The organism is Microbispora sp. NPDC088329 (genome assembly GCF_040685655.1).
Lineage (GTDB): Bacteria > Actinomycetota > Actinomycetes > Streptosporangiales > Streptosporangiaceae > Microbispora.
The window spans coordinates 50,253-74,200 of record NZ_JBFBIP010000023.1 but is presented as its reverse complement, the minus strand read 5'-3'; the positions used below and the strand labels follow the sequence as shown (position 1 = coordinate 74,200).

Below are 23,948 nucleotides of genomic sequence, written 5' to 3'. Positions count from 1 at the left end.
GGCCTCACCCGTCACGGCGGGCGCCGCCGCTCCTGTTTCTTCCTGCCACACCCCGGAGAAGACCGCTCACTGCCGGACTGGGATCGGGTCGCCATGAGGATCGATGATGACGCGTCCACCGAGCGGCTTGCCGAGCCGAATCACGCGCTCGCTCGTGCGGCCGAGGGCGTTCTGATCGCAGTCGTTACGGATGGGACCGGCCTCCCGCAGACCGATCAGCACCGCCGACTCGGACTCGTATCGCAGCAGGTCGACCTGGGATTTGTCATCGCCGCAATCGGACGCGGGCCCCAGCATGGTCGCGGACAGGCTGGTCTGCTCCGGACCGGCGGATGTCACCTGCACGGATACGGAGGAGCGCAGCTCGCCCAGCTTCCAGAACGCGCCGGGGGCGAGTGCCGGCCACTCGGCCGTTCCACCGGAGTCGGTGAAGAACGTCCAGGTGGGGAGCTTCGCCGAACCGCGATCCGTAGCCCATTCCCGCACACCGTATCGGCTGCCGACTATCCGGATCGGCTTCGGCTCGCCGGGAGTTCTGGCGACATGTGCCGCCAATCCGCCGAACGCCTCGGCCGCGGAGATCTGCTCGAGAGGTGCGTCTCCGTCGCTGAGCGCGACAACGGTGGTCCCCGGGTTCTTGGTCGGAAGCGGAATGGATGTTTCGGCGCGATTCACACCTTTGGCTGGTCCGCTCGTCGCAGGAAGGGCGTCCAGGAGAACAATGGGACGAGGATGACGTTCAGCCGGGAATTCCCCCCACCCGGCGACGGCGCGTTTCACCGAGTCGTCCGACGCGCCGTTTCGTTCAGAGCCGCCCCCCGAGCAGGCGGAGACCGACAACAGAGCGGCCAGCGTCAAACACACCATCACGGGACGCATTCCGGCCTCGCCTTCGGATGTGCTGATCAGCCGTCAAATAGCACAGTATGTGCATCACAACCGGGGGTCCAGCGTCACGCGCTCCCATTCACCCGATCCCCGTCGGGGCGAACTCCGTCGGTCGTTGCGGTGCCAGGGCGAAGCGCCTCGGCACCGCGGTGTCGTAGTCGTCCGCCCAGGCGGCGTCCCGCGCATCACCGTCCTCCGGCCTGTCCAGTCCCATGCCCAGCTCGCGCATCAGGCCGTTGAGCCGGTCGGGATCTTAGCCGTACCGCTCGTACGGGTGCCTCAGCCTGTAGCCGGTGACGATCGTGCCGTCGATCGCGTACTCGAAGCCGTGCTCGGCGGCGTAGTCGTGCCGGCTCACCCCCACCACCTCGCAGCCCCGCGACAGCCTGGGCAGCACCACATCGAGCGTGACCATCCAGCCGAAGGGCTCGATGGCCACACACCACTCGCCGGCCCGGAAGACGCCCACGTGACCGCCGCCGTCTCCGCCGTCCGTCTCCTCGAGGAACTCGTACACCTTGTCGTCGAGCGCGTCGAAGTCCGACTCCTGGCCGGAGTCCGTGCCGCGGCTGAAGCGGCGCACCACCTCCGCCGGGTCGAGCCCGCGGAAGAAGGCCACGCTGAAGATCACGCCCAGCCGGCGGACGCCTCCCTCAACCTCGGGAGCGTTCAGCCACTGAAACGGAACCAAAGGGTCGGTCGCCGTCATGCGGGCCATCGTGGCAGGCCGCACCGACAATCCCCCTGAGCGAGCGTCACTCCTCGCCGGAGAACCTCTCCCAGGCGGACTGGCGGGTCATGCCGAGCGCGGCGCCGATCCTGGCCCAGGTGGCGCCGCGGTCGCGCGCCCGATGCACCCAGACCCGCAGGCTGTCCTCGACCCGCGCGCCCACCTCGGCGACGCGCGGAAGGAGCTCCAGGATCTGCTCGACGGTCATGCTCTCGGTGTAGGAAATCTCCGGAGTCCCGACGGACTCCGCCGCCAGGATCTCGGCGCAGAGCCCGACGCACTCGTTGCAGATGTAGACGCCGGCACCGGCGATCATCTTGGTCACGTCGTTCTTGGACTTCGAGCAAAACGAGCAGCGGATGTCCTGTTCCTGCAGAGAAGGAGCCGGCATGTCGCCCTCCGGGAGATCATGTGTCAGGCTGTTCCTGACGTCCAACTCCAGGCTAGATCGTCAGGAACAGCCTGACAATTGATCATCGGGAAATCGTCCTTGTCCCGCGCCCGGACCCGGTGTCACCAGAGCCCCGGGTCGTGGTTCTCAGACCCGTTCTGGCTGGAGCTCCGCCGTCTGTTCCACGTCGGCCCGGGGCCGTCGCAGGATGACGTACGCGGCCACGAGGGCGCTGACCAGCAGGACGAGGGAGACCGTGAAGGCCAGTCGGTAGCCGCCGGTCAGCGCGACCGCCTCGCCCGCGCCGCCCGCCAGCAGCCCCTCCGTGCGGGAGGCGGCCAGCGTGGACAGCAGCGCGACGCCGACGGCCATCCCGACCTGCTGGGTCGTGTTGAAGAACCCCGAGACCAGGCCCGCGTCGTCGGGACGGGCGCCGGACATGCCGAGCGCGGTCAGCGCCGGAAGCACCAGGCCTCCGCCCATGATGAGCACCATCACGGGGAGCAGGTCGGTCACATAGCGGGCGTCGACAGGGACGCGGGCGAGCCAGGCCATCGCGCCGATCAGGAGCACCAGGCCGCCCAGCAGCACGGCACGCGCGCCGAAGCGGGTGCTCAGCCGCGGGGACACGAACAGCGACACGCCTGCGATGGACACCGCCGCCGGAAGCATGGCCAGGCCGGTGCCGAGCGCGTCATATCGGAGCACCTGCTGCATGAACAGTGCCACGACGACCTGGAAGGCGAACATCGCACCCACCGTCAGGATCTGCACCAGGTTGGCCCCGGCGACAGAACGCGAGCGGAGGATCCGCAGCGGCATGAGCGGGGTCCGGGCGGTCGCCTGGCGGACGAGGAACGCGGCCAGCAGCACGAGCGACACCGCGCCGAACCACAGGGAGCGCATGCCATACCGCTCGATCTGGACCACGGCGTAGATGCCCAGCATGAGACCGGCCGTGACCAGCAGGGCGCCCAATCCGTCCGCGCCCGCCGACAGCCCGAGCCCCCGCTCGGCGGGCAGCGCCCGGAGCGCCAGCACGATCGTGGCCACGCCGATCGGCACATTGATGAGGAAGATGTAGTTCCAGCCCAGCGCGTCGGTGAGGACTCCGCCGAGCACCGCGCCCAGCGACGCCCCGGCGGCGCCGGTGAAGCTGAAGACGCCGATCGCCTTCGCCCGCTCCCCCGCCTCCGTGAAGGTCGTCACCAGGATTCCGAGCACGACCGCCGAGGCCATGGCGCTGCCGACGCCCTGGAGGAACCGGGCGCCGATCAGCGTCCCCGGCCCCGTGGCGGCTCCGGCCAGCAGGGACGCGGCGGTGAAGACGACGTTGCCCGCAAGGAACATGGCCCGGCGGCCGATCAGGTCGCCCAGCCGGCCGGCCAGCAGGAGCAGTCCGCCGTACGCGATGAGGTAGGCGTTCACGGTCCAGCTCAGCTCGGCGGGCGCGAAGCCGAGATCCCGCTGGATGGCGGGCATGGCCACGGTCACGATGCTGCCGTCGAGGACCGTCATCAGCATCGTGGCGGACAGCACGCCCAGCACGAGCCAACGGGATCGGGATATGCGCGACATGGGGTCGCCTCCTGTTCATGGGAACAAGAAGGACCGTATCAGATAGTTTTGTTGTAGACGATCCTTTATGGACCGGTCATCCGCGCTGACGCGCCCGCCGAACCACCTGCGGCGCCTCCACCGGAGCGGCCAGATGCCCCGTGACCAGCCGGTTGAGCGCGCGTACGAGCACCTCCGCCTCCTCCTCCGGCAGCGACCCGAGGGCGGCCCTGTGGACCCCGTCGACGATCTCCTGGCTCCGCTTCGCCACCTGCGCGCCCTTCTCGGTGACCGCGACGATCCGGGCGCGCCGGTCGGTGCTGGACGGGCGGCGCTCGGCGAGGCCGGCCTTCTCCAGGGCGTCGAGGGTGACCACCATCGTGGTCTTGTCCATGTCGCCGAGCTCGGCGAGCTGGATCTGCGTACGCTCCTCCTCCAGGGCATGGACGAGCACGCAGTGCATACGCGCCGTCAGGCCGATCTCGGCGAGGCCCGCCGCCATCTGCGTCCGCAGCACGTGACTGGTGTGATCGAGCAGAAAGGACAGGTCGGGCTCGTTACGCGAGGGCGCCATGGCGGTCATGCGTCCAGGCTACCAATTCGTCCGGTTGCGGATTATCTCCAAAGGTCACAGCGTCCGCAGGGCCGCCTCGATCGACGCCGGACTCGCCGGGACGAGCGGGAGCCGTACGGCGGCGGTGGGAATGCGGCCCTGGGCGTGCAGGACGCCCTTCAGGACGGTCGGATTGGGCTCGGCGAACATGGCCGCCGACATGAGCGACAGCCGGTGACCGAGGGCACGGGCGTGCTCGGCCTCTCCGGCCCGCCACGCCCGGAAGAGCTCGACGAACTCGCCGGTACGCAGGTGGGCGGAGGCGAGGATGCCGCCGGAGGCGCCCAGCGCGAGCAGCGCGGACAGGAACGGGTCGTCCCCGGCGAGCACCGCGAAGTCCGCCGGCGGGTCGGCGAGCAGGGCGACCGTGTCGAGGTCGACGCCGCCGACCGCGTGCTTGACTCCGGCCACCATGGGCAGCTCGCCCAGCCGGCGCAGCGTGGCCGCGCCCACGGACTGCCCGGTCCGATACGGGATGTTGTAGACCACCAGCGGCACCGGGGTCTGCTCGGCCAGCGCGGTGAAGTGGGCGAGCACTCCGGCCTCGGACGGGCGGACGAACGCGGGAACCGTCACCAGCGCCGCGTCCGCCTCCCCCTTCAGGGCGCGCAGCGCCTCGGCCGTGCTCCGCGTGTCGGCCGACCCCGCGCCGACGGTGAGCGTGGCGCCCCGCTCGCGGCAGACCCGGCCGCAGATCTCGATCACCGCGCGCCGTTCCTCCTCGGTCAGGGTGGCGACCTCGGCGGTGGTGCCGAGCGCGACGAGCCCGGACGCGCCGTCGTCGAGCACGCCGCGAGCCAGGCCTTCGAGCGCGTCGAACGCGATCTCGCCGTCCTCGGCGAACGGCGTGATCAGCGGGACATGAATACCGGAAAGAGTCATACCGCGATCCTTCCGGCGAGCAACTGTGTAGGTCCAGTTCGCATTTCTGTCGAAACCATTAAGGTGAACTGATGCTCGATGTCCGCAGGCTCCGCCTGCTTCGTGAGCTCGCCTATCGGGGCACGATCGCGGCGGTGGCCGAGGCGCTGACGTTCACCCCGTCGGCCGTCTCCCAGCAGCTCGCCGCGTTGGAACGCGAAGCGGGGGTCGCGCTGCTGGAGCGCACCGGACGCCGGGTCGTGCTCACCCCCGCCGGAGTGGCGCTGGTGCGGCACGCGGAGGCCGTGCTCGAACGGCTGGAGCAGGCCGCGGCGGAGCTCGCCGCGGCCAGGACGGACCTGTCCGGAACCCACCTGGCCGGGACCGTGCGGATCGGCGCGTTTCCCACGGCGACCCGCGCCATCCTGCCCTCGGCCCTGGCGGCGCTCGCGCGCAGCCACCCGGGCCTGGATCCGATGGTGGACGAGGTCGACCCGGCCGAGGTCGCGCCGCGCCTGCGCGCCGGCGAGCTCGACGTGGCGCTGGTCCACGAGTACGACTTCGTCCCGGCCGAGCCCGACCTCGCCCTGGACGCCGTCCCCCTCCTCGACGAACCCATGTATCTGGCCACCGTCCGCCCCGTCGGCGGCGAGGGGGACGCGGCCACGCTCCTCACCTGCAGGGACGCGCCGTGGATCGTCTCCACTCCCGGCACGCTCTGTCACGCGATGACCGTGCGCGCCTGCCAGGCGGCCGGCTTCTCCCCTCGCGAACGCCACCACATCGACGACTTCGCCACGGTCCTTTCCATGGTCGCCGTCGGGCAGGGCGTGGCGCTCGTGCCGGAGCTGGGAGCCGCCGACCCGCCCGAAGGCGTCGCGCTGACCGGGCTGTCCATGCGGCGCCGCACCCTTGTCGCCTTCCGCCGCGGCGCCGGTGGTCACCCCGCCGTCGTCGCCCTGATCTCGGCCCTGCGTTCCGCCGTCCAATAGAGCGTTCGACAGGGATCAGAACACCGGGATGATGTCCTCCGGGTCGATGACGTCGACGTCCACGCCGTCGATGTCGAGTTCGGGGATCGCGGGGAACTCGATGCCCCACCGCTCGACGATCGCGCGGACGCGGGCCATCGCCAGCCGCCAGTTGTCGGCCTGCTCCTCGTACGACAGCACGCCGAGGCCGGCCTCCCGCGCGTGGTCCATCAGCACGCGGTGGTTGTGCAGGAAGTATGGCGGGAGCTCCCAGAATCCCTCGGGCGGCTCCCACAGGATCATCGACAGGAACACGAACCCGGCGCGCAGTTGCCGCGTGATCAGGCCGCGTACGTCGTCGGTGAGCCCGGGCCACTCGTTCTCCAGGATCGTCATGCAGATCTGGAGGTGCCGCGACTCGTCCCGGCCGATCTTGTGGAACATGTCCGAGAACAGGGGGTGCTCGGTGCCGGAGGCCATCCCGCGAAACAGCGTCGAGGCCGCCATCTCCCCCATCATGAAGCTCGTGAACAGCACGGCGAGGGAGTACTTGCCCACGGCCGCGTTGTAGCCGTTCCAGTAGCGGCCGCCGTTGTGGTAGAGCCAGCCGATGTTGTTGTGCGCCGCCCGTTCCAGGTCGGTGGAGGGCTGCCAGTCGAGCGGGCCGCCGGGCCACAACCGCGCGATGGCGCGCTGGCAGCACTCCTCGTGGTTCATCTCGTCCCGGGTGATCGAGAAGAAGCACTTGCGTACGGGATCCTCCTCGTGCTTCTCGAACGCCTGGATCGTGGCGCGGGCGAAGACGGCGGGGCCCGAGGCGTCGAAGTTGGCCAGCACGGAGAACCAGTACATGATCCCCAGCCGCTGCTCGGCCGTGAACTCCCCGGGGTCGAGCAGGTCCCACGGCAGGTCGGCGGGGTTCCAGACCACGCGCTTGGACTTCTCGTAGATCGCCGCGAGCTTCGCGGTCTCCACCCGCCACTCCATCGGGTAGATGTTGGGCTGCGGGATCTCGGGCGCCGGCCAGAAGCCACCCTCAGGAACCACGACGTCCGACATCGCCTCACCATCCCCGCAGCTTGTGATCCACGTCACCATGTAACAGCATCAGCCCCATCCTGCGCTCTACCGTCACACCAATCAAGTGCCCACACCGGGCCGCCTCCGGCTGGCCTGCGTGACGGCGACACACACGAGCACGGCCAGGGCCGCCGCGATCGTCGCGGCGCCGATCTCCTCATGCAGCAGCAGCCACGCCCACACCAGGTTGAGCAGCGGCTGCGCGAGCTGGATCTGCCCGGCGCGCGCGATCCCGCCCATCGCGAGCCCGGCGTACCAGGGGATGAACCCGAGGAACATCGACACCAGCCCGACGTACGCGAATCCGGCCAGCGACTCGGCCGAGGGCTCCAGGGGGGTGACGACCGCCAGCACGGCCGTCACCGGCACGGTGATCGGGGCCGCCAGCACCAGGGCGTACGAGATGACACGCCAGCCGGGCGTCTCGCGGGCCAGGCGCCCGCCCTCGGTGTAGCCGACCGCGGCCGACAGCAGGGCGAGAACGAGCAGCACGTCCGCCCCGGCGAAGCGGCCGGTCCCCCGGGTCAGGGTGAAGACGGTGATCGACAACGCCCCGGCCGCGCAGGCGGTCCAGAACAGGGGCCGCGGCCGCTCCCCCGCCCGCAGCACCGCGAACACGGCCGTGGCGGCCGGGAGCAGGCCGACGACCACGGCCGAGTGGGCCGTGGTGGCACCGGCGGCCAGGGCCAGGCCGCTGAACAGCGGGAAACCGATCACCACACCCAGCACGATCAACGCGTACGCCCGCAGGTGCGCGCGGGGCGGCAGGAGCGGCGCCCCGGCGGCCCTGAGGCAGATCACCGCGACGAGCGCGGCGAGCACCGCGCGCCCGATCGCGACGAGGTACGGATCAAACCCCCGCATCGCGAGCGCGGTCGCGGGAAGCGACCCCGAGAACGACAGGACGCCCGCGCCGGCCAGGAGGCTGCCCCTCGATGCTCGGCGGTGAGAGTCGTCCGCTATCGAAAGGACGGCGATAGCGCTATTGTCGGCTTTCATGCAAGACGATAGCAGTATCGCCCGTCTCGCCGCGATCCTGCGGGAGGAGACGGAACGGTCGCGGCCCGGCGACCGGCTGCCGTCCAGCAGGGAGATCATGCGCCGCCACGGCGTCGGCCCGGTGACGGTCTCCCGGGCCATCGCGCAGCTTGCGGCCGAGGGACGAGTCGTCACCCGCCCCGGCGCGGGCGTGTTCGTGGCGCCGGCCCGGCGGCCGGTCGCCGAGGCGCCCGATCTGTCGTGGCAAACCGTGGCCCTGGGCGATCGGATGGTGGACGACTCGGCGGTGACCGGCCTGCTGGCCCAGCCCGCCGACGGCGTCGTGCCGCTCACCGGCGGTTACCTCAATCCCGAGCTGCGTCCGGTCGCGGCGCTGGCCGCGGCGGCCGCGCGAGCCGTACGCCGGGCGGAGGCGTGGAGCATGCCCCCGCTCAACGGCCTGCCGGAGCTGCGCCGATGGTTCGCCACGGAGGTCGGCGGCGCGGTGACGCAGAACGACGTGCTCGTCGTGAGCGGCGGCCAGACGGCGCTCACCCTCGCGTTCCGCGCGCTGGCGGCCCCCGGCGCGCCGATCCTCGTCGAGACCCCCACCTACCCGGGAGCGCTCGCGGCGGCCACGGCGGCCGGACTACGGCCGGCCGCCGTGCCGGTCGACCACGACGGGGTACGGCCCGACCTGCTCGCTGAGGCGTTCGCGATGACGGGAGCGCGGGTGTTCTACTGCCAGCCGACGCTGCACAATCCCACCGGGGCGACGCTGACCCGCGAGCGCAGGCAGCAGGTGCTGGCCGTGGCCCGGGCGGCGGGAGCGTTCGTGATCGAGGATGACTACGCGCGATACCTCGCCACCGGCCCGGTGCCGCCGCCGATGGTGACCATGGACGCCCATGGCACGGCGGTCCACGTCCTGTCACTGAGCAAGATCACCTCACCCAGCCTGCGGGTGGCGGGCCTGATCGCGCGGGGCCCGGCCGCGCACCGGCTGCGGGCCTGCCAAGTGGTGGAGTCGTTCTTCGTCGCCCGGCCCCTGCAGGAGACGGCGGCCGAGTTCGCCGGCTCTCCCGCCTGGCGGCGCCACCTCGGCACCGTCCGCCAGGAGATCGGCGTACGGCAGGCGGCGCTGCTGGCGGGGCTCGCCCGGCACGCGCCCGCCGCCGAGGTGCACCTGGTGCCTTCCGGCGGCCTGCACGTCTGGGTGCGGCTGCCGCCCGGCGCCGACGAAACGGAGGTGGCCGAGGCGGCGCAGGCACAGGGGGTGCTGGTGAGCCCGGGGCGCATCTACTACCCCTCCGAGCCTCCGGGCCCGCATCTGCGGCTGACTCACACCGCCGCGGCCGGCCTGTCCGAGCTCGAAGAGGGCGTGCGCCGCCTCGGCCCGGTCCTGGCCGCGTCGCGAGCAGGGCGCGACTAGTCACAGCAGCCGCATCAGCCCCACGGGTCAACCTGCGACCCGTCAGAACCGTCTCTCTTCTGTAAAAACCCCTTCACAGAGGAGACATCGTGCGCGTCCGCTCTCTGTTGATCGCGTTATACGCCGTGCTCACGACGGCCGGCCTGCTCGTCGTCCCGTCCGCCGCGACGGCGGCCTCGGCCTCGGCTTCCTCGGGCTGCTACCGCCAGGCCGGGGACCACTGGGAGTGCGTCACGCCCGGCGCGTTCTGCCCTGCGGCGGCCCACGGCAAGAACGGGTACGCGGAAGACGGGGACTCCTACCGATGCGTGCAGGACGGTTCCTACTGGCGGTGGAAGCCGGCCGGTTCCTCCACCGGCCAGGCCCCGAAACCGACCCCGAAACCGACGCTCAAGCCGACCCCGAAACCGACGGCCAAGCCGACGGGGTCGAAGTGCTCGCGGAAGTATCTGCCTCTCCCGGACCCGAAGTGCCAGCCCGGAGCGCGTGACCCGAAGGTCGCCCAGGCGACGATCACGTCGACGATCTGCACGGCCGGATACAGCAGGAAGGCCGCGCCCCCGGCGAGCTACACCAACGCCCTGCGTCTCACGCAGATCGCCCAGTACGGCCACACGGACAGGAAGCCGTCGCACTACAAGGAGGACCACCTCATCCCGCTGTCCCTCGGCGGGGCGCCGAAGAGCGTGAAGAACCTCTGGCCGCAGCCGGTGCTGGCGGGCAAGGGGAAGACCCCGGCCGACAAGGACAAGGTCGAGCTCACCCTGTGGAGGGCCGTCTGCCACGGCGAGGTGCCGCTCGCCAAGGCGCAGCAGGCGATCGCCAAGGACTGGCGGACCGCCGTGCGGCGGCTCGGACTCTAGGTCCCCGGGTCAGCGACGCTCGCGGCCGGAGCGGCGCTCTTCCCGGAGCTCTTCCCGCCGGCCGTGCCGTGACAGACGCTCGCGGCGCTCGCTGTTCCGCAGCGCCAGATAGGCCAGGTAACCGAAACGCATGAGATCCCCCTCGGGAATGGCGAACACCAGTGAAACGTCTATGGCGGTGTTGTTATTCCGCGACCTCCGACTGTCGTACAGTGGTCACGAGGGGTGATCGATCATGACGGGCCCGGCGGAGCTGCTCCGCGACTTCGTGAACACCTACGACGTCGAGGGAGACGCCGACGAACTGGCCTCGCCGGCCGACCTGTCCGTCTGGCTGCGCGAACGGGGACTGATCGGCGACGACGACCGCGCCGCCGACGAGGACCTCGCCGTGGCCGCCCAGCTGCGCGAGGGACTGCGGGCCGCACTGCGCGGCAACCACGACGGGGGTCCGTACGAGGTGCCGGAGGGGCTGGACGCGGCGCTGGCGGGACTGCCGATACGTGTGACGCTCTCGGCCGGGACGCCGGCGCTGGAGCCGACGGCGTCCGGAGTGGCGGGCGGGCTGGCGCGGCTCGCGGCGCTGATCCCGGCCGCCCACGCCGACGGCACCTGGCCGCGGCTGAAGGTCTGTGCCGAGAGCACCTGTCAATGGGCGTTCATTGACTCCTCAAAAAACCGGTCTCGCTCCTGGTGCTCCATGCGCGTCTGCGGAAACCGCACAAAAACCCGGGCATATCGGGCACGACGCCACGCGGAAGGTACGCCGAGGCCCTCCTGACCAGTACGGTGTTACAGGCTAAGAAAGGAGCCCGCCGAATGGGTGTTAGAGCTGCCCGCCTCGAGGACGTCGACGCGGTGACCAGCACCCAGATCCGGGCGTGGAAGGCGGTCTATCGCGACTTCCTGCCACCGATCCCGCTGGAGCAGATGACCGGGCCGGCAGCGGAGAAGATGTGGCGCCGCCAGTGGGAGGAGGCGATCCTCTCGCCGCCCACGCCGCGTCACCGCCTGCTCGTCGCCGTCGAGCGGGTGGTGCCCGACACCGACGCGTTCACCGCGCTCGGGCCCGGCGGCATCCTGGCGACGGCGGCGCAGCGCGCCTCCGACCGGGTCGTGGGACTGGCGTCGCACGGACCCGCCGAGGATCCCGACCTTCACCCGGCCACGACGGCCGAGCTGATGACGCTGCTCGTCGATCCCAACCACATCAGGCGCGGGCACGGCAGCAGGCTGCTCAACGCCACGGTCGACCACCTGCGCGAGGACGGCTACAGCACGGTGGTCACCTGGGTGTTCGCCGACAACCATCCGATGCTCGGCTTCCTGGAGTCGACCGGCTGGGGCGAGGACGAGGCCGAGCGTGTCCTCGACATGGGCCGCCCGATCAGGATGATCCGCCTCACCACCGACATCAGCTGAGAATCCGCCGCGGAGAGGGCCGTCCTGACCACGGCCATCCGCTCACCGAGCCCGCGCCGGACCATGGTCACACCTCCCCCGCTGCCCGTCCGCATGGCGTTCAGCCCCCGGTGGCGTCGCGTCCGCCAACCCCGCCGTCACGAGGTGACGGGGGATTGGCCAGACTAGGTACGCCCTCACCGGCTACGCACAGGTAGGAAAAGGGAGTCACGTGGCCACCCCAGCTCAATGGTTAGCGGGCGCACGCCCCCGTACGCTGCCCGCCGCCGTCGTCCCGGTCGCCGTCGGCACCGGAGTCGCCGTCGCGGAGGACGGCGCGGTCTGGTGGCGAGCCCTGCTCGCGCTGTTCGTCGCGCTGGCGCTGCAGGTCGGCGTCAACTACGCCAACGACTACAGCGACGGCGTGAAGGGCACCGACAAGGACCGGGTGGGGCCCCTGCGGCTGGTCGGCTCGGGCGTCGCGGCCCCCAAGCAGGTGCTCGCCGCCGCTCTCGGCTGCTTCCTCGCCGCCGCGGTCGCCGGTCTCGTCCTGGTCGTGGCCACCCGGGCCTGGTGGCTGCTGCTTGTCGGCCTCGCCTCCATCCTGGCCGCCTGGTTCTACACGGGAGGCTCTCGTCCGTACGGCTACCGCGCGCTCGGGGAGATCTCGGTCTTCGTGTTCTTCGGCCTCGTCGCCGTCGCCGGGACGACGTACGTCCAGGTGGAGCGGCTGACCTGGCTCTCGCTGGCCGCGGCCGTGCCCGTGGGGCTGCTCGCCTGCGCGCTCCTCGTGGTCAACAACCTGCGCGACATCGTGACCGACGGTCCCTCGGGCAAGCGCACGCTGGCCGTGGTGCTGGGTGACGCCCGTACACGCCTGGCCTACTCGGCGACCCTGGTGCTGCCCTTCGTGTTCGCGCTCGCCCTGGTGCCGGCCCGGCCCTTCGCCGCGCTGACCGTGCTGGCGCTCCCCCTCGTGGTGACGCCGATCAAGACGGTCCGCTCGGGGGCGACCGGTCCCGCGCTCATCGCGACCCTCCAGCAGACCGGCCGGCTGCAACTCGTCTTCGGCGCCCTGTTCACCCTCGGCCTGGCCCTGTTCTGACAGCGCGGCCGTAAGCGCCGTTCGACGGGGGCGCCTGTGGCGTCCGTCGCTTTTCCTCCGGGTCGAGAACCCTACCGCGGGGTGCGGGAGACAGCAGGGTGACCGACCGACCCTAAGGAGGGCCGTTGACCGTTGAGACGGCCGAGATCGACGACGCCGAGTTGATCAGGCGATCCGTCGGCGACCCGGAGCAGTTCGCGGCGTTGTTCGACCGGTACGCACGGCAGATCCACCTGTACGCCGCCCGGCGCATCGGCACGCAGGCCGCCGACGACATCGTGGCCGAGACGTTCCTGGCCGCGTTCCGGCGGCGCGGCTCGTACGACATGTCGTTTCCGCTGGCACGCCCCTGGCTGTACGGCATCGCCACGACGCTCGTCGCCAGACACAGGCGGCAGGAGGAGCGGATGCTGCGCGCGCTGGCGCGTACCGGTGTCGATCCCCTGCCGGAACCGCTCGCCGACGCCGTGGTGCGGCGGGTCGCCGCGCGGGACAAGGAGCGCGAGTTGGCGCAGGCGCTGGCGTCGCTGTCGCGCGGCGACCGCGACGTGCTGCTGCTGGTGGCGTGGGAGGGCCTCAGCTACGAGGAGGTGGCCCAGGCGCTCGGCATCCCGCCGGGGACGGTGCGGTCGCGACTGCACCGGGCCAGGCGGAAGACGCGGGCCGTACTGGGAGACGAGGAGCTGTGATGAGCACGATCAAGGACTTCCGGCGGGACACCCCGCCGATGACGGCACAGGCGGAAAGCGCCGCCCGGAACCGGCTCCTCGCGGCGGCACGCGAGCCCGGACCGCACCGTCACCCCCGGCTCGGCCCCCGGCTCGGCCCCCGGCTCGGCCCCCGGCGCGGACCTCGGCTCGGCCGGCGGCTGGTGCTCGCGGGTGCGCTGGCCGTGGCCGTCGGCGTCGCCGTGGTGGTGCCGAAGGATCATCCGCGCGCGGTCCCGATGGCGAGTGTGCGCGACCTCGGCGAGCGGGCCGCGCAGGCCGCCTACGACCACCGCGGACAGGTGCCGGGCCCCGGCCAGTGGCTGTACATCAAGGAGCTCCAGGCCCCGCGGTCCGCGGACGGCGGCTACGGCGTCGACCTGTCCAGACGCGAGGTACGCGAACAGTGGAACAGCGTGGACGGCCTGCAGTCGGCGGCCCTGTTCCCCAACGGCAAGCTCCTGGTGCAGGGCAACCATCCCGGACTGGGCGCGGACGAGCTGGCCCGCCGGCCGGTCACTCCCGAGGCGGTGCTCGCGAAGATCCGTCAGAAGCTGACGGATCTGCACATGGTGTGGGGGGGAACCGATGCGCCGCCCTCGATGGATGAGCAGCTGTTCCAGGCCGTCTACCAGATCATGGCCACCCAGGCGCTGCCGCCGGAGGTGCGGGCCGCCTTGTTCCGCGGCCTCGCCACCATCCCCGGGGTGACCGTCAACCAGAACGCCGTGGACGCCGACGGCCGGCAGGGCGTCGCGTTCAGCTACACCGGCGGATGGACCCGTTACGACCTCATCCTGGATCCCGTCGATTTCCACTTTCTCGGGACGTACGGGGTGACCGTGCGGGACCGGATGACGGACTACACCGACGACCCCAACCACCTCGTCAAGGCCGGCACGCCACTCACCCTGACGGCCCTGCTGGAGGCCAAGGTGGTGGACGGCCCCGGGCAGAGATGATTTTCCGATCAGCGTGAGCGGGCGTCGTTCACCGTGTAGTCGCGGAGGGTGATGTTCTCGGCCGTCTTCCGGGCCATCTTGGCAGCCATGTTCTTCCCCGGCAGGTAGGGCATGATCTTGTAGTAGCGGTTGAGGACCGAGGCCAGCAAACGGCTGCCGGGGACCATGAGCTTGGCCACGCCGTCGCCCATCTTCTGGCAGCCCTCCGCGTACTCGCGCATCTCCCGCTCGTAGCGGGCGAACGCCACACGGTGGTCGCCACGCGCGGCCGCCAGTTCGCCCGCCAGGACGTACGCGCCGACCAGGGCGAGGCCGGACCCCATACCGGACAGGGAGGACGGGCAGTAGGCGGCGTCCCCGACCAGGGCCACCCGGCCCCGGGTCCAGGAGTCCATGTGAACCTGGCCGACCGAGTCGAAGTAGAAGTCCGGCGCGACGCGCATGTCGCGCAGCAGCCGGTCACTCTGCCAGCCGTTGCCGGTGAACTGCTCGGCGAGGACGGCCTGCTGCCTGGCCACGTCGCGGCGGTCCAGGTCGAGGAGCGGCGAGCCGAAGTAGAAAACCGCCTTCGCCTCGGCGTTGCGGCGGGCGCTGTACATCGCCACCAGCTTGTTCGCCGTGCGGTAGGCATGGCCGGTGTGGTCGAGGCCGAGATGGTTGCCGGTGGTGAAGATCGCGCAGTAGAGGCCAAGATGCCGGACGTAGTCCTCCTCGGGGCCGAAGGCCAGGCGCCGGGTGGTGGAATGCAGGCCGTCCGCGCCGATCACGAGGTCGAACCGGCGGGGCTCGCCGCGTTCGAAGGTGACGGTCACCCCATCGGCGTCCTCGGTGAGCGAGGTGACGGAGTCGCCGAAGACATACTCAGTGCGCTCCTTGGTCGCGTCGTAGAGGATGCGGGCCAGATCGCCGCGGAGGATCTCGACGTCTCCGCTGAACAGGTCGGCGGGCAGCTCGGCCACCGGCTTGCCCGTGCTGTTGACGTACGACATGGAGCCCATGCCGGTGCGTGCCCGTTCGACGGCGTCCAGGATGCCCATCCGGCGCAGGATCGACAGGTGCGCCTCGCCCCGGAAGTCGACGGCGTAGCCGCCGTCGCGCAGCGCCGGAGCGCGTTCCACGATGGTGGGGGTGAAGCCGTGGCGGTGGAGCCAGTAGGCGAGGGCGGGGCCGGCGACGGAGGCGCCGGAGATCAGCACGCTGCGGTTGGTCATGGCGTCGTTCATGGTGGTGAGCCTGCCGGTGAGGGCTCACCGGAGGCTCACCACCGGCTCACCGCCTCCGTGAGGGCGACGGAAAGGGCACCGGAAAGTCCCAGCAGGCGCAGCGTGTCCGAGACCGGGATTCCGCCCACCGCCGCGGCCTCGGCGGCCTCCCGGTAACGTGCCCGGGCCGTGGCGTGATCGCCGCGCGCTTCGGCGACGCGGCCCAGCCCGGCGAGCGTACGCACCCGGTGGCCGAGGCTTCTGATCCAGTGGGGGTCGATTCGTTCCACGGCCTCGGCGTACAACCGTTCCGCCTCGTCCAGGTCGCCCTCCCCCAGCGCGATGTCGCCGAGCCCGCGCAGGGCGGCCCCCAAGCAGGTGGTGCTGCCGGCGCGGCGGGCAAGATCGGCGGCTTTCGCGTAGTCGGCGCGGGCCGCCTCCACGTCGTCGGCGGCGACAAGGTAGTCGCCCCGGTTGACCAGCAGATCGGCGGCGTCCTCCCGGGCGCCGAGCAGGCCGGTCAGGGTGAGGGCCTCGTCGGTCAGCGCGATCGCCCGCGCGTGGTCGCCGCGCCCGCCCGCCAGCCCGGCGAGCATGTCGAGAGCCAGCGCGGTGCCCCATCGGTCGCCGAGGACGCGGAACTCTTCGGCGGCCGCGCCGAAGTCCCGCTCCGCCGGTGCGACGTCCCTGTCCCCCAGGGCGCCGAAGCCCGACACGTATCGGGCGACGGCTCGCGCCCACGGCTCGGGGCAGTCGTGCTGAGCCGACAGGAAGGTGAACGCGGCCCGCGCGGCGTTGCCGCCGCCGGCGTTGCGCATCATCCACAGCAACAGGGCCGCCGGATAGCGTCCCGCCCGATCGCCGGGCCAGGCGGCGGCCAGTGCCTTCTCCGCAGCCGGCCGGTGGCGTCGCCAGGTCTCGCGGTCGGACGCGGCGAGCAGCACGCACGTCGCGTACTCCTCTCCGAGGCCGTCCGGAGGCGTGTCACCGAGCGCGCCGAGCAGCCTGATCGCGTACGGCGCGACCGCGGCGGACACGCCGCGGATCCACAGGTACGCCGCGGCCGAGGCGAGCAGTTCCAGGGCCGTCGCGACGTCCGGAGCGTCGACCGCCCAGCGCACCGCCGAGAGCAGGTTCTCGTGCTCGGCCGCGACGATCGGCAGCCATTCCAGTTGCCCGGATCGCCGCAGATGCGGATCGGCCGTGCGCACCAGCTCCAGGAGGTGCCGGGCGTGGGCGTGCCGCGCCGAGTCGCTTTCGCCTGCTTCGTCGAGCCGCTCCGCGCCATAGGCGCGGATCGTCTCCAGCATCCGGTAACGGCCCCGGGAGACCTCCAGGAGCGACTTGTCGACGAGCGAATCCAACGTCTCGGCGTCCGTGCCGCAGACCCGCCGTGCCGACTCCGCCGTCGCACTCGCGGCGAAGACGGTGAACCGCCGTGCGGCTCGCTGCTCGGGTTCGGAGAGCAGGTCCCAGCTCCACGCGACCACCGAGCGCAGCGTGCGGTGCCGGTTGTCGGCCGGGCGGCTGCCGCGGGCCGCGACCCCGAGCCGGTCGTTGAGCCGTCCCTCGAGTTCGCCGAGGTCCAGCGTGCGCAGCCGCGCCGCGGCGAGTTCGATGGCCAGCGGCAGGTCGTCCAGGGCCGCGCAGATCCGCCGTACGCGCTGGGGATCCGCGGCGAAACCGCGCCGCACGGCGCGGGCCCGGTCGGTGAACAGCCGCACCGCCGCGTCCCCGCCGAGCGGACGCACCTGGTGCAGGTGTTCGCCGATGACGCCCAGCGGTTCACGGCTCGTGGTCAGCACCCGCAGCCGCGGACAGGCCGCCAGCAGCCGCGCCGCCAGCGCGGCCGCGTCCTCGACCACGTGCTCGCAGTTGTCCAGCACGAGCAGGAGCACCCGGTCCGACAGCGCCGCGATCAGGCGGTCGACCGGCGTCCGCGGGCCGTCCCCCACCTGCAGTCCGCGCTCGCGCAGGCCGAGCGCGCCGAGCACCGCCCGTGGCAGCCCGGCGCCGTCGCCCAGCGCCGCCAGCTCCACGAAGCACACCTCGCCGGCCTCCGCTGCGGCGACCTCGGCCGACAACCGCGTCTTGCCGACGCCGCCAGGGCCCAGCAGCGTGACCAGCCGGGCCACCCGCAGCAGGCCGGCGACCTCATCCACCTCCTCGTCGCGGCCGACGAAAGAGGTCAGCGGGGCGGGCGGCGCGGCCGGCGACGGCGAGGGATCGGCACTCAGCAACTCGTGGTGCAGCGCGACCAGCTCGGCCGAAGGATCGGCGCCCAGCTCCTCCGCCAGGCGCCGCCTGGTCTCCTCGAACACGACCAGCGCCTCGGCCTGCCCGCCCTCGGCGGACAACGCGCGCATCAGCAACCCGGCCGGCCGTTCCCTGAGCGGGTGACAGCCCACGAGCTCACGCAACTCCGCGACGGCGGCGCGATGCCCACCGAGCCGCAGCTCGCCCTCGATCCGGTCTTCCAACGCCGCCAGCCGCAGCTCCTCCAGCCGCATCGCGGCGGCCCGGGCCGTCCCGCTCTCGGTGAGCTCGGCCAGCGCGGGTCCTCGCCACAGGTCCAGCGCCTCGCGCAGCAGCGCCACGGCCCGTTCCGCCTCGCCGTCGCGCAGCGCCTCCCGGCCCTGCCCGGCCAGCCGCTCGAACCGGCGGGCGTCGACGTCGTCGTCCGCGGCCACGATCCGATATCCGGCGCCGGTCCGTTCGATCGCGGCCGCCGCCCCCAGCGCGGCGCGCAGCCGGGACACCTGGGATTGCAGCGCGTGGGCCGACAGCAGGCCGTCCGGATCGATGTCCCCGGCCAGCCGGTCGGACGGCACGACCTGACCGGGGCGGATCAGCAACAGCGCCAGCAGCGCGCGCCGCGCCGGTCCGCCCAGCGGGACCTCGGTCCCGTCGTCGTGCCACGCCCGGGTCTCACCGAGGATTCCGAACCGCATGCCCGCGATTATCCACCGCGGGCCCGATCATGGAGATCATCACAGGGACGTACCGCTACAGGTCGAGAAGGCGCTCCAGGCCCACGGTGAGGCCGTCGAGCCCCTGCACCCGGCGTACGCCCAGCAGGACGCCCGGCGTGAACGACGCCCGGCTCATCGTGTCGTGCCGGATCGTGAGGGTCTCCCCCGCGCCGCCGAGGATGACCTCCTGGTGGGCGATCAGCCCGGCCAGCCGTACGGCGTGCACGTGGACGTCGCCGACCGTCGCGCCCCTGGCGCCGTCGAGCGCGGTGGTGGTCGCGTCGGGCGACGGGCCGAGCCCGGCCTCGTGCCGCGCCTGCGCCACCAGTTCCGCCGTACGGCGGGCGGTGCCCGAGGGAGCGTCGGCCTTGTGCGGGTGGTGCAGCTCGACGATCTCGACCGACTCGAAGTGCTTGGCCGCCTGCGCGGCGAAGTGCATCATCAGCACGGCCGCGATGCCGAAGTTGGGGGCGATGAGCGCGTTGGTTCCGGGGTTGGCGGCCAGCCAGCCCCGCACGGTCTCCAGCCGCTCGGCGTCGAAGCCGGTCGTGCCCACGACCGTGTGGATGCCGCGGGAGATGCACCACTCGAGGTTGCCCATGACGACGCCGGGGTGGGTGAAATCCACCACCACTTCGGCAGCGGTCAGCGCGTCGAGCGGGTCGTCCTTGTCGACCTCCGCCACGAGCTCCAGGTCATCGGCCGCCGCGACGGCCTTGCACACTTCCACACCCACGCGCCCTCTGGCGCCGAGAACACCGACCTTAATCACGGGCCAAGGCTATACGTCACGGTGGGAGGCGGGACGGCGAGGAGCGGTCCGACGCGGCCGAGTCCCCGTACGGCGGGAAAACCCCGCCCCCGGCGACAGCCGTTGATAAATTGTCCTCCCATGTCCCCTCTGCGGATCGAGCGGGTGACCGACGCCACTCTCCAGGACTGGCGGCACGCCCACAACGTGATCATCCCCGACGACCCGCTGACCCTCGACGAGGTACGTGAGCGCGCCGGGCGCAACCATCTCGAGGTGGCCTACGCCGACGGCGAGCTGATCGGATGCTCGACCGTGCGCCCGCCCAGGGACGGCTCGCCGGTCGCGACCGTGATCGTGCGCGTGCTCCCCGCCCATCGGCGGCGGGGCTACGGCGAGGAGATGTACGCGCGGTCGGCGGCTCACGCCCGCGCACTGGGCGCGAGCGTGGTCGAGACCGTGGTGCTGGCGTCCAACACCGACGGGCTGCGCTTCGCCGAGTCCCACGGCTTCACCGAGGTGGACCGCTATCACCCGCCCGAGGGCGGCGGCCCGTTCATCACCCTGAGCAAGTCTTGAGCCGGGCGACGCCGGAGGCCGCGCCGGTGCGGAAAGGGCTCCGGCGCGGCCTCCGACGGCACGCTCAGGCGATGGCGAAGCCGAAGTCCTTGTCGGAATAGGGCCCGATCACGGCGAGCGTCAGCGGCCGGTTGAGGATGTCCCCGGCGACCGCCGCGATCTCCTCGGGGGTGACCGCCTCGATCCGCCCGAGCACCTCGTCGACCGTCATGAGCCGTTCGTACACGAGCTCGCTCTTGCCGATCCTCGACATGCGTGAGCCGGTGTCCTCCAGGCCGAGCACGAGCCCGCCCCGCATCTGGCCCTTGCCGCGGGCGATCTCCTCGTCGGTGATGCCCTCCGCCAGGACCCTGGCCACCTCGTCACGGCAGATCTTCAGCACGTCGTCCACCTTCGAGGGCAGGCAGCCCACGTAGATGCCGAACTGCCCGGTGTCGGCGTACTGCGAGGTGTAGCTGTAGGCGCTGTAGGCCAGACCGCGTTTCTCCCTGATCTCCTGGAACAGGCGCGACGACATGCCGCCGCCGAGCGCCGCGTTCAGGACGCCGAGGGCGAAGCGCCGGTCGTCGTTGCGGTGGACGGCGGTCATGCCGAGCACCAGGTTGGCCTGCTCGGTGGGCCGGTCGAGCACCCGGACACCCGTCCGCACGTCCACGCCGGGACCGCCGATGCGCGGGGACGCCGGCGCGGCGGAGCCGCCCAGCGCACCCGCCCGTTCGTACGCCGCCGCGACCAGCGCGACCACCCGCTCGTGGTCGACGTTGCCCGCCACCGACACGACCGTGCGGGGCGGGACGTAGAACCGCTGGTAGTACTCGTGGATGCGGTCACGGGTGAGCGCGTTGATCGACTCCTCGTTGCCGAGGATCGGGCGGCCGATGGGCGTGTCGCCGTACAGCTCGGCGGAGAACTGCTCGTGCACCACGTCGGAGGGATCGTCGTCGTGCATGGCGATCTCCTCCAGGATCACGCCGCGCTCCGACTCCACGTCCTCCTCGGTGATCAGCGAGGAGGTCACCACGTCGGCGAGCACGTCGATCGCCACAGGCAGGTCCTCGTCGAGCACCCGGGCGTAGTAGCAGGTGTACTCCTTGGCGGTGAACGCGTTGATCTCCCCGCCGATGCCCTCGATGGACGCCGAGATCTCCATGGCGTCACGCGTGGGCGTGCCCTTGAAGAGCAGGTGCTCGAGGAAGTGGGTGGCCCCCATGTGCTCGGGGGCCTCGTCACGCGACCCGATGCCCACCCACAGGCCGACCGCCACGCTGCGCACGGTCGGCATCGTCTCGGTCACGACCCGAAGGCCGCCGGGAAGGACGGTGCGGCGGATGACCCCCGCGCCGTCCTTGCCCGGAAACAGTGTCTCGGTCGTCACGAGTTGCGCTCGTCCCGGCCACCACGGGTGCGGCTGCGGCTGCGGCGCGGAGCCCGCGGCTGCTCCTCCTCGGCCGGCGCGGCGGCGGCCTCGGGGGCCTCGGCGGCCGGGGCGCCGTCGTCCGCGGCGCCGTTCTCACCGGCCTTCTCGGCGGCCTCCTTCTCGACCACCTCGACCGGGACCAGCGAGAGCTTGCCGCGCGAGTCGATCTCCGCGATCTCCACCTGGATCTTCTCGCCGACGTTCATGACGTCCTCGACGTTCTCGATCCTGCGGCCGCCGTGCAGCTTGCGGATCTGCGAGACGTGCAGCAGACCGTCCTTGCCCGGCAGCAGCGAGACGAACGCGCCGAATGCGGCGATCTTGACGACCGTGCCCAGGTAACGCTCGCCGACCTCCGGCATGTGCGGGTTCGCGATGCCGTTGATCAGCGTGCGGGCGGCCTCGGCGGACGGGCCGTCGGTGGCGCCGATGTAGATCGTGCCGTCGTCCTCGATGGTGATCTCGGCGCCCGTGTCGTCCTGGATCTGGTTGATCATCTTGCCCTTGGGGCCGATGACCTCGCCGATCTTGTCGACCGGGACCTTGATCGTGATGATGCGCGGCGCGGTCGGGTTCATCTCCGCCGGGGCGTCGATGGCCTCCTGCATCACGTCGAGGATCGCCAGCCGGGCGCCCCTCGCCTGCTTCAGCGCGGCGGCGAGCACGTGGGCCGGGATGCCGTCCAGCTTGGTGTCGAGCTGGAGCGCGGTGATCAGGTCCTTGGTGCCGGCGACCTTGAAGTCCATGTCGCCCATGGCGTCCTCGGCGCCGAGGATGTCGGTCAGCGTGACATAGGTGTCACCCTCGCCGATGAGGCCCATCGCGATGCCGGCGACCATCTCCTTCAGCGGCACGCCCGCGTCGAGCAGCGCCATCGTGGAGGCGCAGACCGACCCCATGGAGGTCGAACCGTTCGACCCGAGCGCCTCCGACACCTGCCGGATGGCGTACGGGAACTCCTCGCGCGTCGGCAGCACGGGGATCAGCGCCCGCTCGGCCAGCGCGCCGTGGCCGATCTCGCGGCGCTTCGGCGAGCCGACGCGGCCCGTCTCACCCGTGGAGTACGGCGGGAAGTTGTAGTTGTGCATGTAGCGCTTGGTCCGCTCGGGATTGAGCGTGTCGATCATCTGCTCCATGCGCAGCATGTTCAGCGTGGTGATGCCGAGGATCTGGGTCTCGCCCCGCTCGAAAAGGGCCGAGCCGTGCACCCGCGGCACCACGTGGACCTCGGCGTTGAGCTGCCGGATGTCCTTGGGCCCGCGGCCGTCGATGCGGACGCCCTCGCTGATGACGCGCTCACGCATCAGCTTCTTGGTCAGCGACCGGAACGCGGCGCCGATCTCCTTCTCGCGGCCCTCGAAGTCGGGCAGCAGCTTCTCCGCCGCCAGCAGCTTGACGCGCTCGATCTCCAGCTCGCGCTCCTGCTTGCCGGCGATCGTCAGCGCCGAGGCGAGCTCGCTCTTGACGGCGGCGGTCACGGCCTCCAGGGCGTCGTCCTGGTAGTCGAGGAAGATCGGATACTCGGCCGTCGGCTTGGCTGCGACCTGGGCCAGCTTCGACTGCGCCTCGCAGAGCACCTTGATGAACGGCTTGGCGGCCTCCAGGCCCTGGGCCACGACCTCCTCGGTCGGGGCGACCGCGCCCTCGGCGACCAGCTTCAGCGTGTCGCGGGTCGACTCGGCCTCGACCATCATGATCGCGACGTCGCCGTCGGCCAGGACGCGCCCGGCGACGACCATGTCGAAGGTGGCGCGCTCCAGCTCGGTGTGGGCCGGGAACGCCACCCACTGGCCGTCGATCAGCGCGACGCGCACGCCGCCGATCGGGCCCGAGAACGGCAGCCCGGCGAGCTGCGTGGACATGCTCGCGGCGTTGATCGCGATCACGTCGTACAGGTGCTCGGGGTGCAGGGCCATGACCGTCGCGACGATCTGGATCTCGTTGCGCAGGCCCTTCACGAACGACGGGCGCAGCGGCCGGTCGATGAGGCGGCAGGTGAGGATCGCGTCCTCGGACGGCCTGCCCTCCCGGCGGAAGAACGAGCCGGGGATGCGGCCGGCCGCGTACATCCGCTCCTCGACGTCGACCGTGAGCGGGAAGAAGTCCAGGTTCTCCTTGGGATGCTTGGACGCGGTGGTCGCGGACAGGATCATCGTCTCGTCGTCCAGGTACGCGACGGCGCTACCCGCCGCCTGCTGGGCGAGCCGCCCGGTCTCGAACCTGATCGTGCGCGTGCCGAATGGACCGTTGTCGATAACGGCCTCTGTGCTGTGGACACCCTCCACGGGGGACCTCCTCTTCGGATCGGTCTCCCACGTCCTGGGTTGCCGGGCTCCCCGTTCAGGTGCAGTGCCGGTCTTCGATCGAAGCGCCCGGTCCGTCCGTACGGCTGTCGCCGTGGCGACCGGGGGCCACTACCGAGGACCGGCCCTCTCACGCCGCGGGATCGCGCTGCGGCTTGCTTGCGGACGCGGGGCAGTTGGTCTCG

General features: G+C 71.4%; 23 protein-coding genes and 1 pseudogene. 9 read left to right on the top strand and 15 right to left on the bottom strand.

Annotated features, from left to right (window positions below; translation table 11 throughout):
* Positions 1 to 66: 66 nt before the first annotated feature.
* The 7 genes and pseudogenes from AB0O28_RS32385 to AB0O28_RS32355 all read right to left on the bottom strand — a co-directional run bounded on the left by AB0O28_RS32385 (position 67) and on the right by AB0O28_RS32355 (position 5,061).
* Positions 67 to 879 carry a hypothetical protein gene (locus tag AB0O28_RS32385; protein ID WP_363646369.1) on the bottom strand — a complete coding sequence of 271 codons (813 nt, stop codon included), beginning with the start codon at positions 877 to 879 and terminating at the stop codon, positions 67 to 69.
* Positions 880 to 967: 88 nt separating this feature from the next.
* A complete protein-coding gene (locus tag AB0O28_RS32380) occupies positions 968 to 1,117 on the bottom strand; it encodes a hypothetical protein (RefSeq protein WP_363646368.1) in 150 nt (49 codons plus the stop codon).
* A gap of 24 nt (positions 1,118 to 1,141) precedes the next feature.
* The gene (locus AB0O28_RS32375) at positions 1,142 to 1,597 is read right to left on the bottom strand and encodes a DUF6461 domain-containing protein (RefSeq protein ID WP_363646367.1); all 456 of its coding nucleotides are present in this window, start codon (positions 1,595 to 1,597) and stop codon (positions 1,142 to 1,144) included.
* Between the two features lie 274 nt (positions 1,598 to 1,871).
* Positions 1,872 to 2,009 (bottom strand): annotated as a pseudogene (locus AB0O28_RS32370) (ClpX C4-type zinc finger protein); the annotation flags it as partial.
* Between the two features lie 147 nt (positions 2,010 to 2,156).
* A complete protein-coding gene (locus AB0O28_RS32365; RefSeq protein ID WP_363646366.1) occupies positions 2,157 to 3,587 on the bottom strand; it encodes an MFS transporter in 1,431 nt (476 codons plus the stop codon).
* 76 nt (positions 3,588 to 3,663) lie between these two features.
* Positions 3,664 to 4,149, bottom strand: a complete 486-nt coding sequence (locus AB0O28_RS32360; protein WP_363646365.1) for a MarR family winged helix-turn-helix transcriptional regulator — start codon at positions 4,147 to 4,149, stop codon at positions 3,664 to 3,666.
* A gap of 45 nt (positions 4,150 to 4,194) precedes the next feature.
* Complete coding sequence (locus tag AB0O28_RS32355) at positions 4,195 to 5,061, bottom strand: 4-hydroxy-tetrahydrodipicolinate synthase (protein ID WP_363646364.1); 867 nt, start codon at positions 5,059 to 5,061, stop codon at positions 4,195 to 4,197.
* Between the two features lie 71 nt (positions 5,062 to 5,132).
* Between AB0O28_RS32355 and AB0O28_RS32350 the strand changes: the two genes are divergently transcribed.
* Positions 5,133 to 6,032 (top strand): LysR family transcriptional regulator, encoded by a 900-nt coding sequence (locus AB0O28_RS32350; protein ID WP_363646363.1) that lies wholly within the window; start codon positions 5,133 to 5,135, stop codon positions 6,030 to 6,032.
* A 15-nt stretch (positions 6,033 to 6,047) separates the two neighbouring features.
* Here AB0O28_RS32350 and AB0O28_RS32345 read toward each other — a convergent pair whose 3' ends face one another.
* Together AB0O28_RS32345 and AB0O28_RS32340 are read right to left on the bottom strand one after the other, a co-directional pair.
* A complete protein-coding gene (locus AB0O28_RS32345; RefSeq protein WP_363646362.1) occupies positions 6,048 to 7,070 on the bottom strand; it encodes a hypothetical protein in 1,023 nt (340 codons plus the stop codon).
* Positions 7,071 to 7,151: 81 nt separating this feature from the next.
* On the bottom strand, positions 7,152 to 8,090 hold the full coding sequence (locus AB0O28_RS32340; RefSeq protein WP_363646361.1) for a DMT family transporter: 939 nt from the start codon (positions 8,088 to 8,090) through the stop codon (positions 7,152 to 7,154).
* Between AB0O28_RS32340 and AB0O28_RS32335 the strand changes: the two genes are divergently transcribed.
* Both AB0O28_RS32335 and AB0O28_RS32330 read left to right on the top strand, forming a co-directional pair.
* The gene (locus AB0O28_RS32335) at positions 8,089 to 9,501 is read left to right on the top strand and encodes a PLP-dependent aminotransferase family protein (RefSeq protein ID WP_363646360.1); all 1,413 of its coding nucleotides are present in this window, start codon (positions 8,089 to 8,091) and stop codon (positions 9,499 to 9,501) included. The two genes, AB0O28_RS32340 and AB0O28_RS32335, sit on opposite strands and share 2 nt — an antisense overlap.
* Positions 9,502 to 9,590: 89 nt before the next feature.
* A complete protein-coding gene (locus tag AB0O28_RS32330; RefSeq protein WP_363646359.1) occupies positions 9,591 to 10,364 on the top strand; it encodes a hypothetical protein in 774 nt (257 codons plus the stop codon).
* A gap of 9 nt (positions 10,365 to 10,373) precedes the next feature.
* Here the strand turns inward: AB0O28_RS32330 and AB0O28_RS32325 are convergent, their stop codons facing one another.
* Entirely contained in the window at positions 10,374 to 10,523 is a 150-nt protein-coding gene (locus AB0O28_RS32325; RefSeq protein ID WP_363646358.1) for a hypothetical protein, read from the bottom strand.
* Positions 10,524 to 10,599: 76 nt separating this feature from the next.
* On the opposite strand from AB0O28_RS32325, the gene AB0O28_RS32320 reads away from it, so the two are divergent.
* The 5 genes from AB0O28_RS32320 to AB0O28_RS32300 all read left to right on the top strand — a co-directional run bounded on the left by AB0O28_RS32320 (position 10,600) and on the right by AB0O28_RS32300 (position 14,539).
* The gene (locus AB0O28_RS32320) at positions 10,600 to 11,145 is read left to right on the top strand and encodes a CGNR zinc finger domain-containing protein (protein WP_363646357.1); all 546 of its coding nucleotides are present in this window, start codon (positions 10,600 to 10,602) and stop codon (positions 11,143 to 11,145) included.
* 38 nt (positions 11,146 to 11,183) lie between these two features.
* Positions 11,184 to 11,786, top strand: a complete 603-nt coding sequence (locus AB0O28_RS32315; protein WP_363646356.1) for a GNAT family N-acetyltransferase — start codon at positions 11,184 to 11,186, stop codon at positions 11,784 to 11,786.
* Between the two features lie 211 nt (positions 11,787 to 11,997).
* Positions 11,998 to 12,870, top strand: coding sequence for a 1,4-dihydroxy-2-naphthoate polyprenyltransferase (locus AB0O28_RS32310; RefSeq protein WP_363646355.1), 873 nt, complete (start codon positions 11,998 to 12,000; stop codon positions 12,868 to 12,870).
* A gap of 125 nt (positions 12,871 to 12,995) precedes the next feature.
* Positions 12,996 to 13,559: an RNA polymerase sigma factor gene (locus AB0O28_RS32305; protein WP_363646354.1), complete on the top strand. Its 564-nt coding sequence runs from the start codon at positions 12,996 to 12,998 to the stop codon at positions 13,557 to 13,559.
* On the top strand, positions 13,559 to 14,539 hold the full coding sequence (locus AB0O28_RS32300; protein ID WP_363646353.1) for a CU044_5270 family protein: 981 nt from the start codon (positions 13,559 to 13,561) through the stop codon (positions 14,537 to 14,539). Before AB0O28_RS32305 ends, AB0O28_RS32300 begins: the two co-directional genes overlap by 1 nt.
* 8 nt (positions 14,540 to 14,547) lie before the next feature.
* Here the strand turns inward: AB0O28_RS32300 and AB0O28_RS32295 are convergent, their stop codons facing one another.
* The 3 genes from AB0O28_RS32295 to dapB are packed head-to-tail and all read right to left on the bottom strand — an operon-like array spanning position 14,548 to position 19,485.
* A complete protein-coding gene (locus tag AB0O28_RS32295; RefSeq protein WP_363646352.1) occupies positions 14,548 to 15,762 on the bottom strand; it encodes an FAD-dependent monooxygenase in 1,215 nt (404 codons plus the stop codon).
* A 35-nt stretch (positions 15,763 to 15,797) separates the two neighbouring features.
* Positions 15,798 to 18,692 carry a BTAD domain-containing putative transcriptional regulator gene (locus AB0O28_RS32290; RefSeq protein ID WP_363646351.1) on the bottom strand — a complete coding sequence of 965 codons (2,895 nt, stop codon included), beginning with the start codon at positions 18,690 to 18,692 and terminating at the stop codon, positions 15,798 to 15,800.
* Between the two features lie 55 nt (positions 18,693 to 18,747).
* The gene (gene dapB / locus AB0O28_RS32285) at positions 18,748 to 19,485 is read right to left on the bottom strand and encodes a 4-hydroxy-tetrahydrodipicolinate reductase (protein ID WP_363646350.1); all 738 of its coding nucleotides are present in this window, start codon (positions 19,483 to 19,485) and stop codon (positions 18,748 to 18,750) included.
* A gap of 120 nt (positions 19,486 to 19,605) precedes the next feature.
* Between dapB and AB0O28_RS32280 the strand changes: the two genes are divergently transcribed.
* The gene (locus AB0O28_RS32280) at positions 19,606 to 20,043 is read left to right on the top strand and encodes a GNAT family N-acetyltransferase (protein WP_363646349.1); all 438 of its coding nucleotides are present in this window, start codon (positions 19,606 to 19,608) and stop codon (positions 20,041 to 20,043) included.
* A gap of 64 nt (positions 20,044 to 20,107) precedes the next feature.
* Here AB0O28_RS32280 and AB0O28_RS32275 read toward each other — a convergent pair whose 3' ends face one another.
* Positions 20,108 to 21,418 carry a pitrilysin family protein gene (locus tag AB0O28_RS32275; RefSeq protein WP_363646348.1) on the bottom strand — a complete coding sequence of 437 codons (1,311 nt, stop codon included), beginning with the start codon at positions 21,416 to 21,418 and terminating at the stop codon, positions 20,108 to 20,110.
* Complete coding sequence (locus AB0O28_RS32270; protein WP_363646347.1) at positions 21,415 to 23,745, bottom strand: polyribonucleotide nucleotidyltransferase; 2,331 nt, start codon at positions 23,743 to 23,745, stop codon at positions 21,415 to 21,417. The genes AB0O28_RS32275 and AB0O28_RS32270 overlap by 4 nt, the downstream gene beginning before the upstream one ends.
* Positions 23,746 to 23,948: the final 203 nt, after the last annotated feature.

Bases quoted from the DNA above. Each gene is read 5' to 3' on its own strand.
- AB0O28_RS32385 (WP_363646369.1), bottom strand. From the start codon at position 879: ATGCGTCCCGTGATGGTGTGTTTGACGCTGGCCGCTCTGTTGTCGGTC.
- AB0O28_RS32380 (WP_363646368.1), bottom strand. From the start codon at position 1,117: ATGCGCGAGCTGGGCATGGGACTGGACAGGCCGGAGGACGGTGATGCG.
- AB0O28_RS32375 (WP_363646367.1), bottom strand. From the start codon at position 1,597: ATGACGGCGACCGACCCTTTGGTTCCGTTTCAGTGGCTGAACGCTCCC.
- AB0O28_RS32365 (WP_363646366.1), bottom strand. From the start codon at position 3,587: ATGTCGCGCATATCCCGATCCCGTTGGCTCGTGCTGGGCGTGCTGTCC.
- AB0O28_RS32360 (WP_363646365.1), bottom strand. From the start codon at position 4,149: ATGACCGCCATGGCGCCCTCGCGTAACGAGCCCGACCTGTCCTTTCTG.
- AB0O28_RS32355 (WP_363646364.1), bottom strand. From the start codon at position 5,061: ATGACTCTTTCCGGTATTCATGTCCCGCTGATCACGCCGTTCGCCGAG.
- AB0O28_RS32350 (WP_363646363.1), top strand. From the start codon at position 5,133: ATGCTCGATGTCCGCAGGCTCCGCCTGCTTCGTGAGCTCGCCTATCGG.
- AB0O28_RS32345 (WP_363646362.1), bottom strand. From the start codon at position 7,070: ATGTCGGACGTCGTGGTTCCTGAGGGTGGCTTCTGGCCGGCGCCCGAG.
- AB0O28_RS32335 (WP_363646360.1), top strand. From the start codon at position 8,089: ATGCAAGACGATAGCAGTATCGCCCGTCTCGCCGCGATCCTGCGGGAG.
- AB0O28_RS32340 (WP_363646361.1), bottom strand. From the start codon at position 8,090: ATGAAAGCCGACAATAGCGCTATCGCCGTCCTTTCGATAGCGGACGAC.
- AB0O28_RS32320 (WP_363646357.1), top strand. From the start codon at position 10,600: ATGACGGGCCCGGCGGAGCTGCTCCGCGACTTCGTGAACACCTACGAC.
- AB0O28_RS32315 (WP_363646356.1), top strand. From the start codon at position 11,184: ATGGGTGTTAGAGCTGCCCGCCTCGAGGACGTCGACGCGGTGACCAGC.
- AB0O28_RS32300 (WP_363646353.1), top strand. From the start codon at position 13,559: ATGAGCACGATCAAGGACTTCCGGCGGGACACCCCGCCGATGACGGCA.
- AB0O28_RS32295 (WP_363646352.1), bottom strand. From the start codon at position 15,762: ATGAACGACGCCATGACCAACCGCAGCGTGCTGATCTCCGGCGCCTCC.
- AB0O28_RS32290 (WP_363646351.1), bottom strand. From the start codon at position 18,692: ATGCGGTTCGGAATCCTCGGTGAGACCCGGGCGTGGCACGACGACGGG.
- AB0O28_RS32280 (WP_363646349.1), top strand. From the start codon at position 19,606: ATGTCCCCTCTGCGGATCGAGCGGGTGACCGACGCCACTCTCCAGGAC.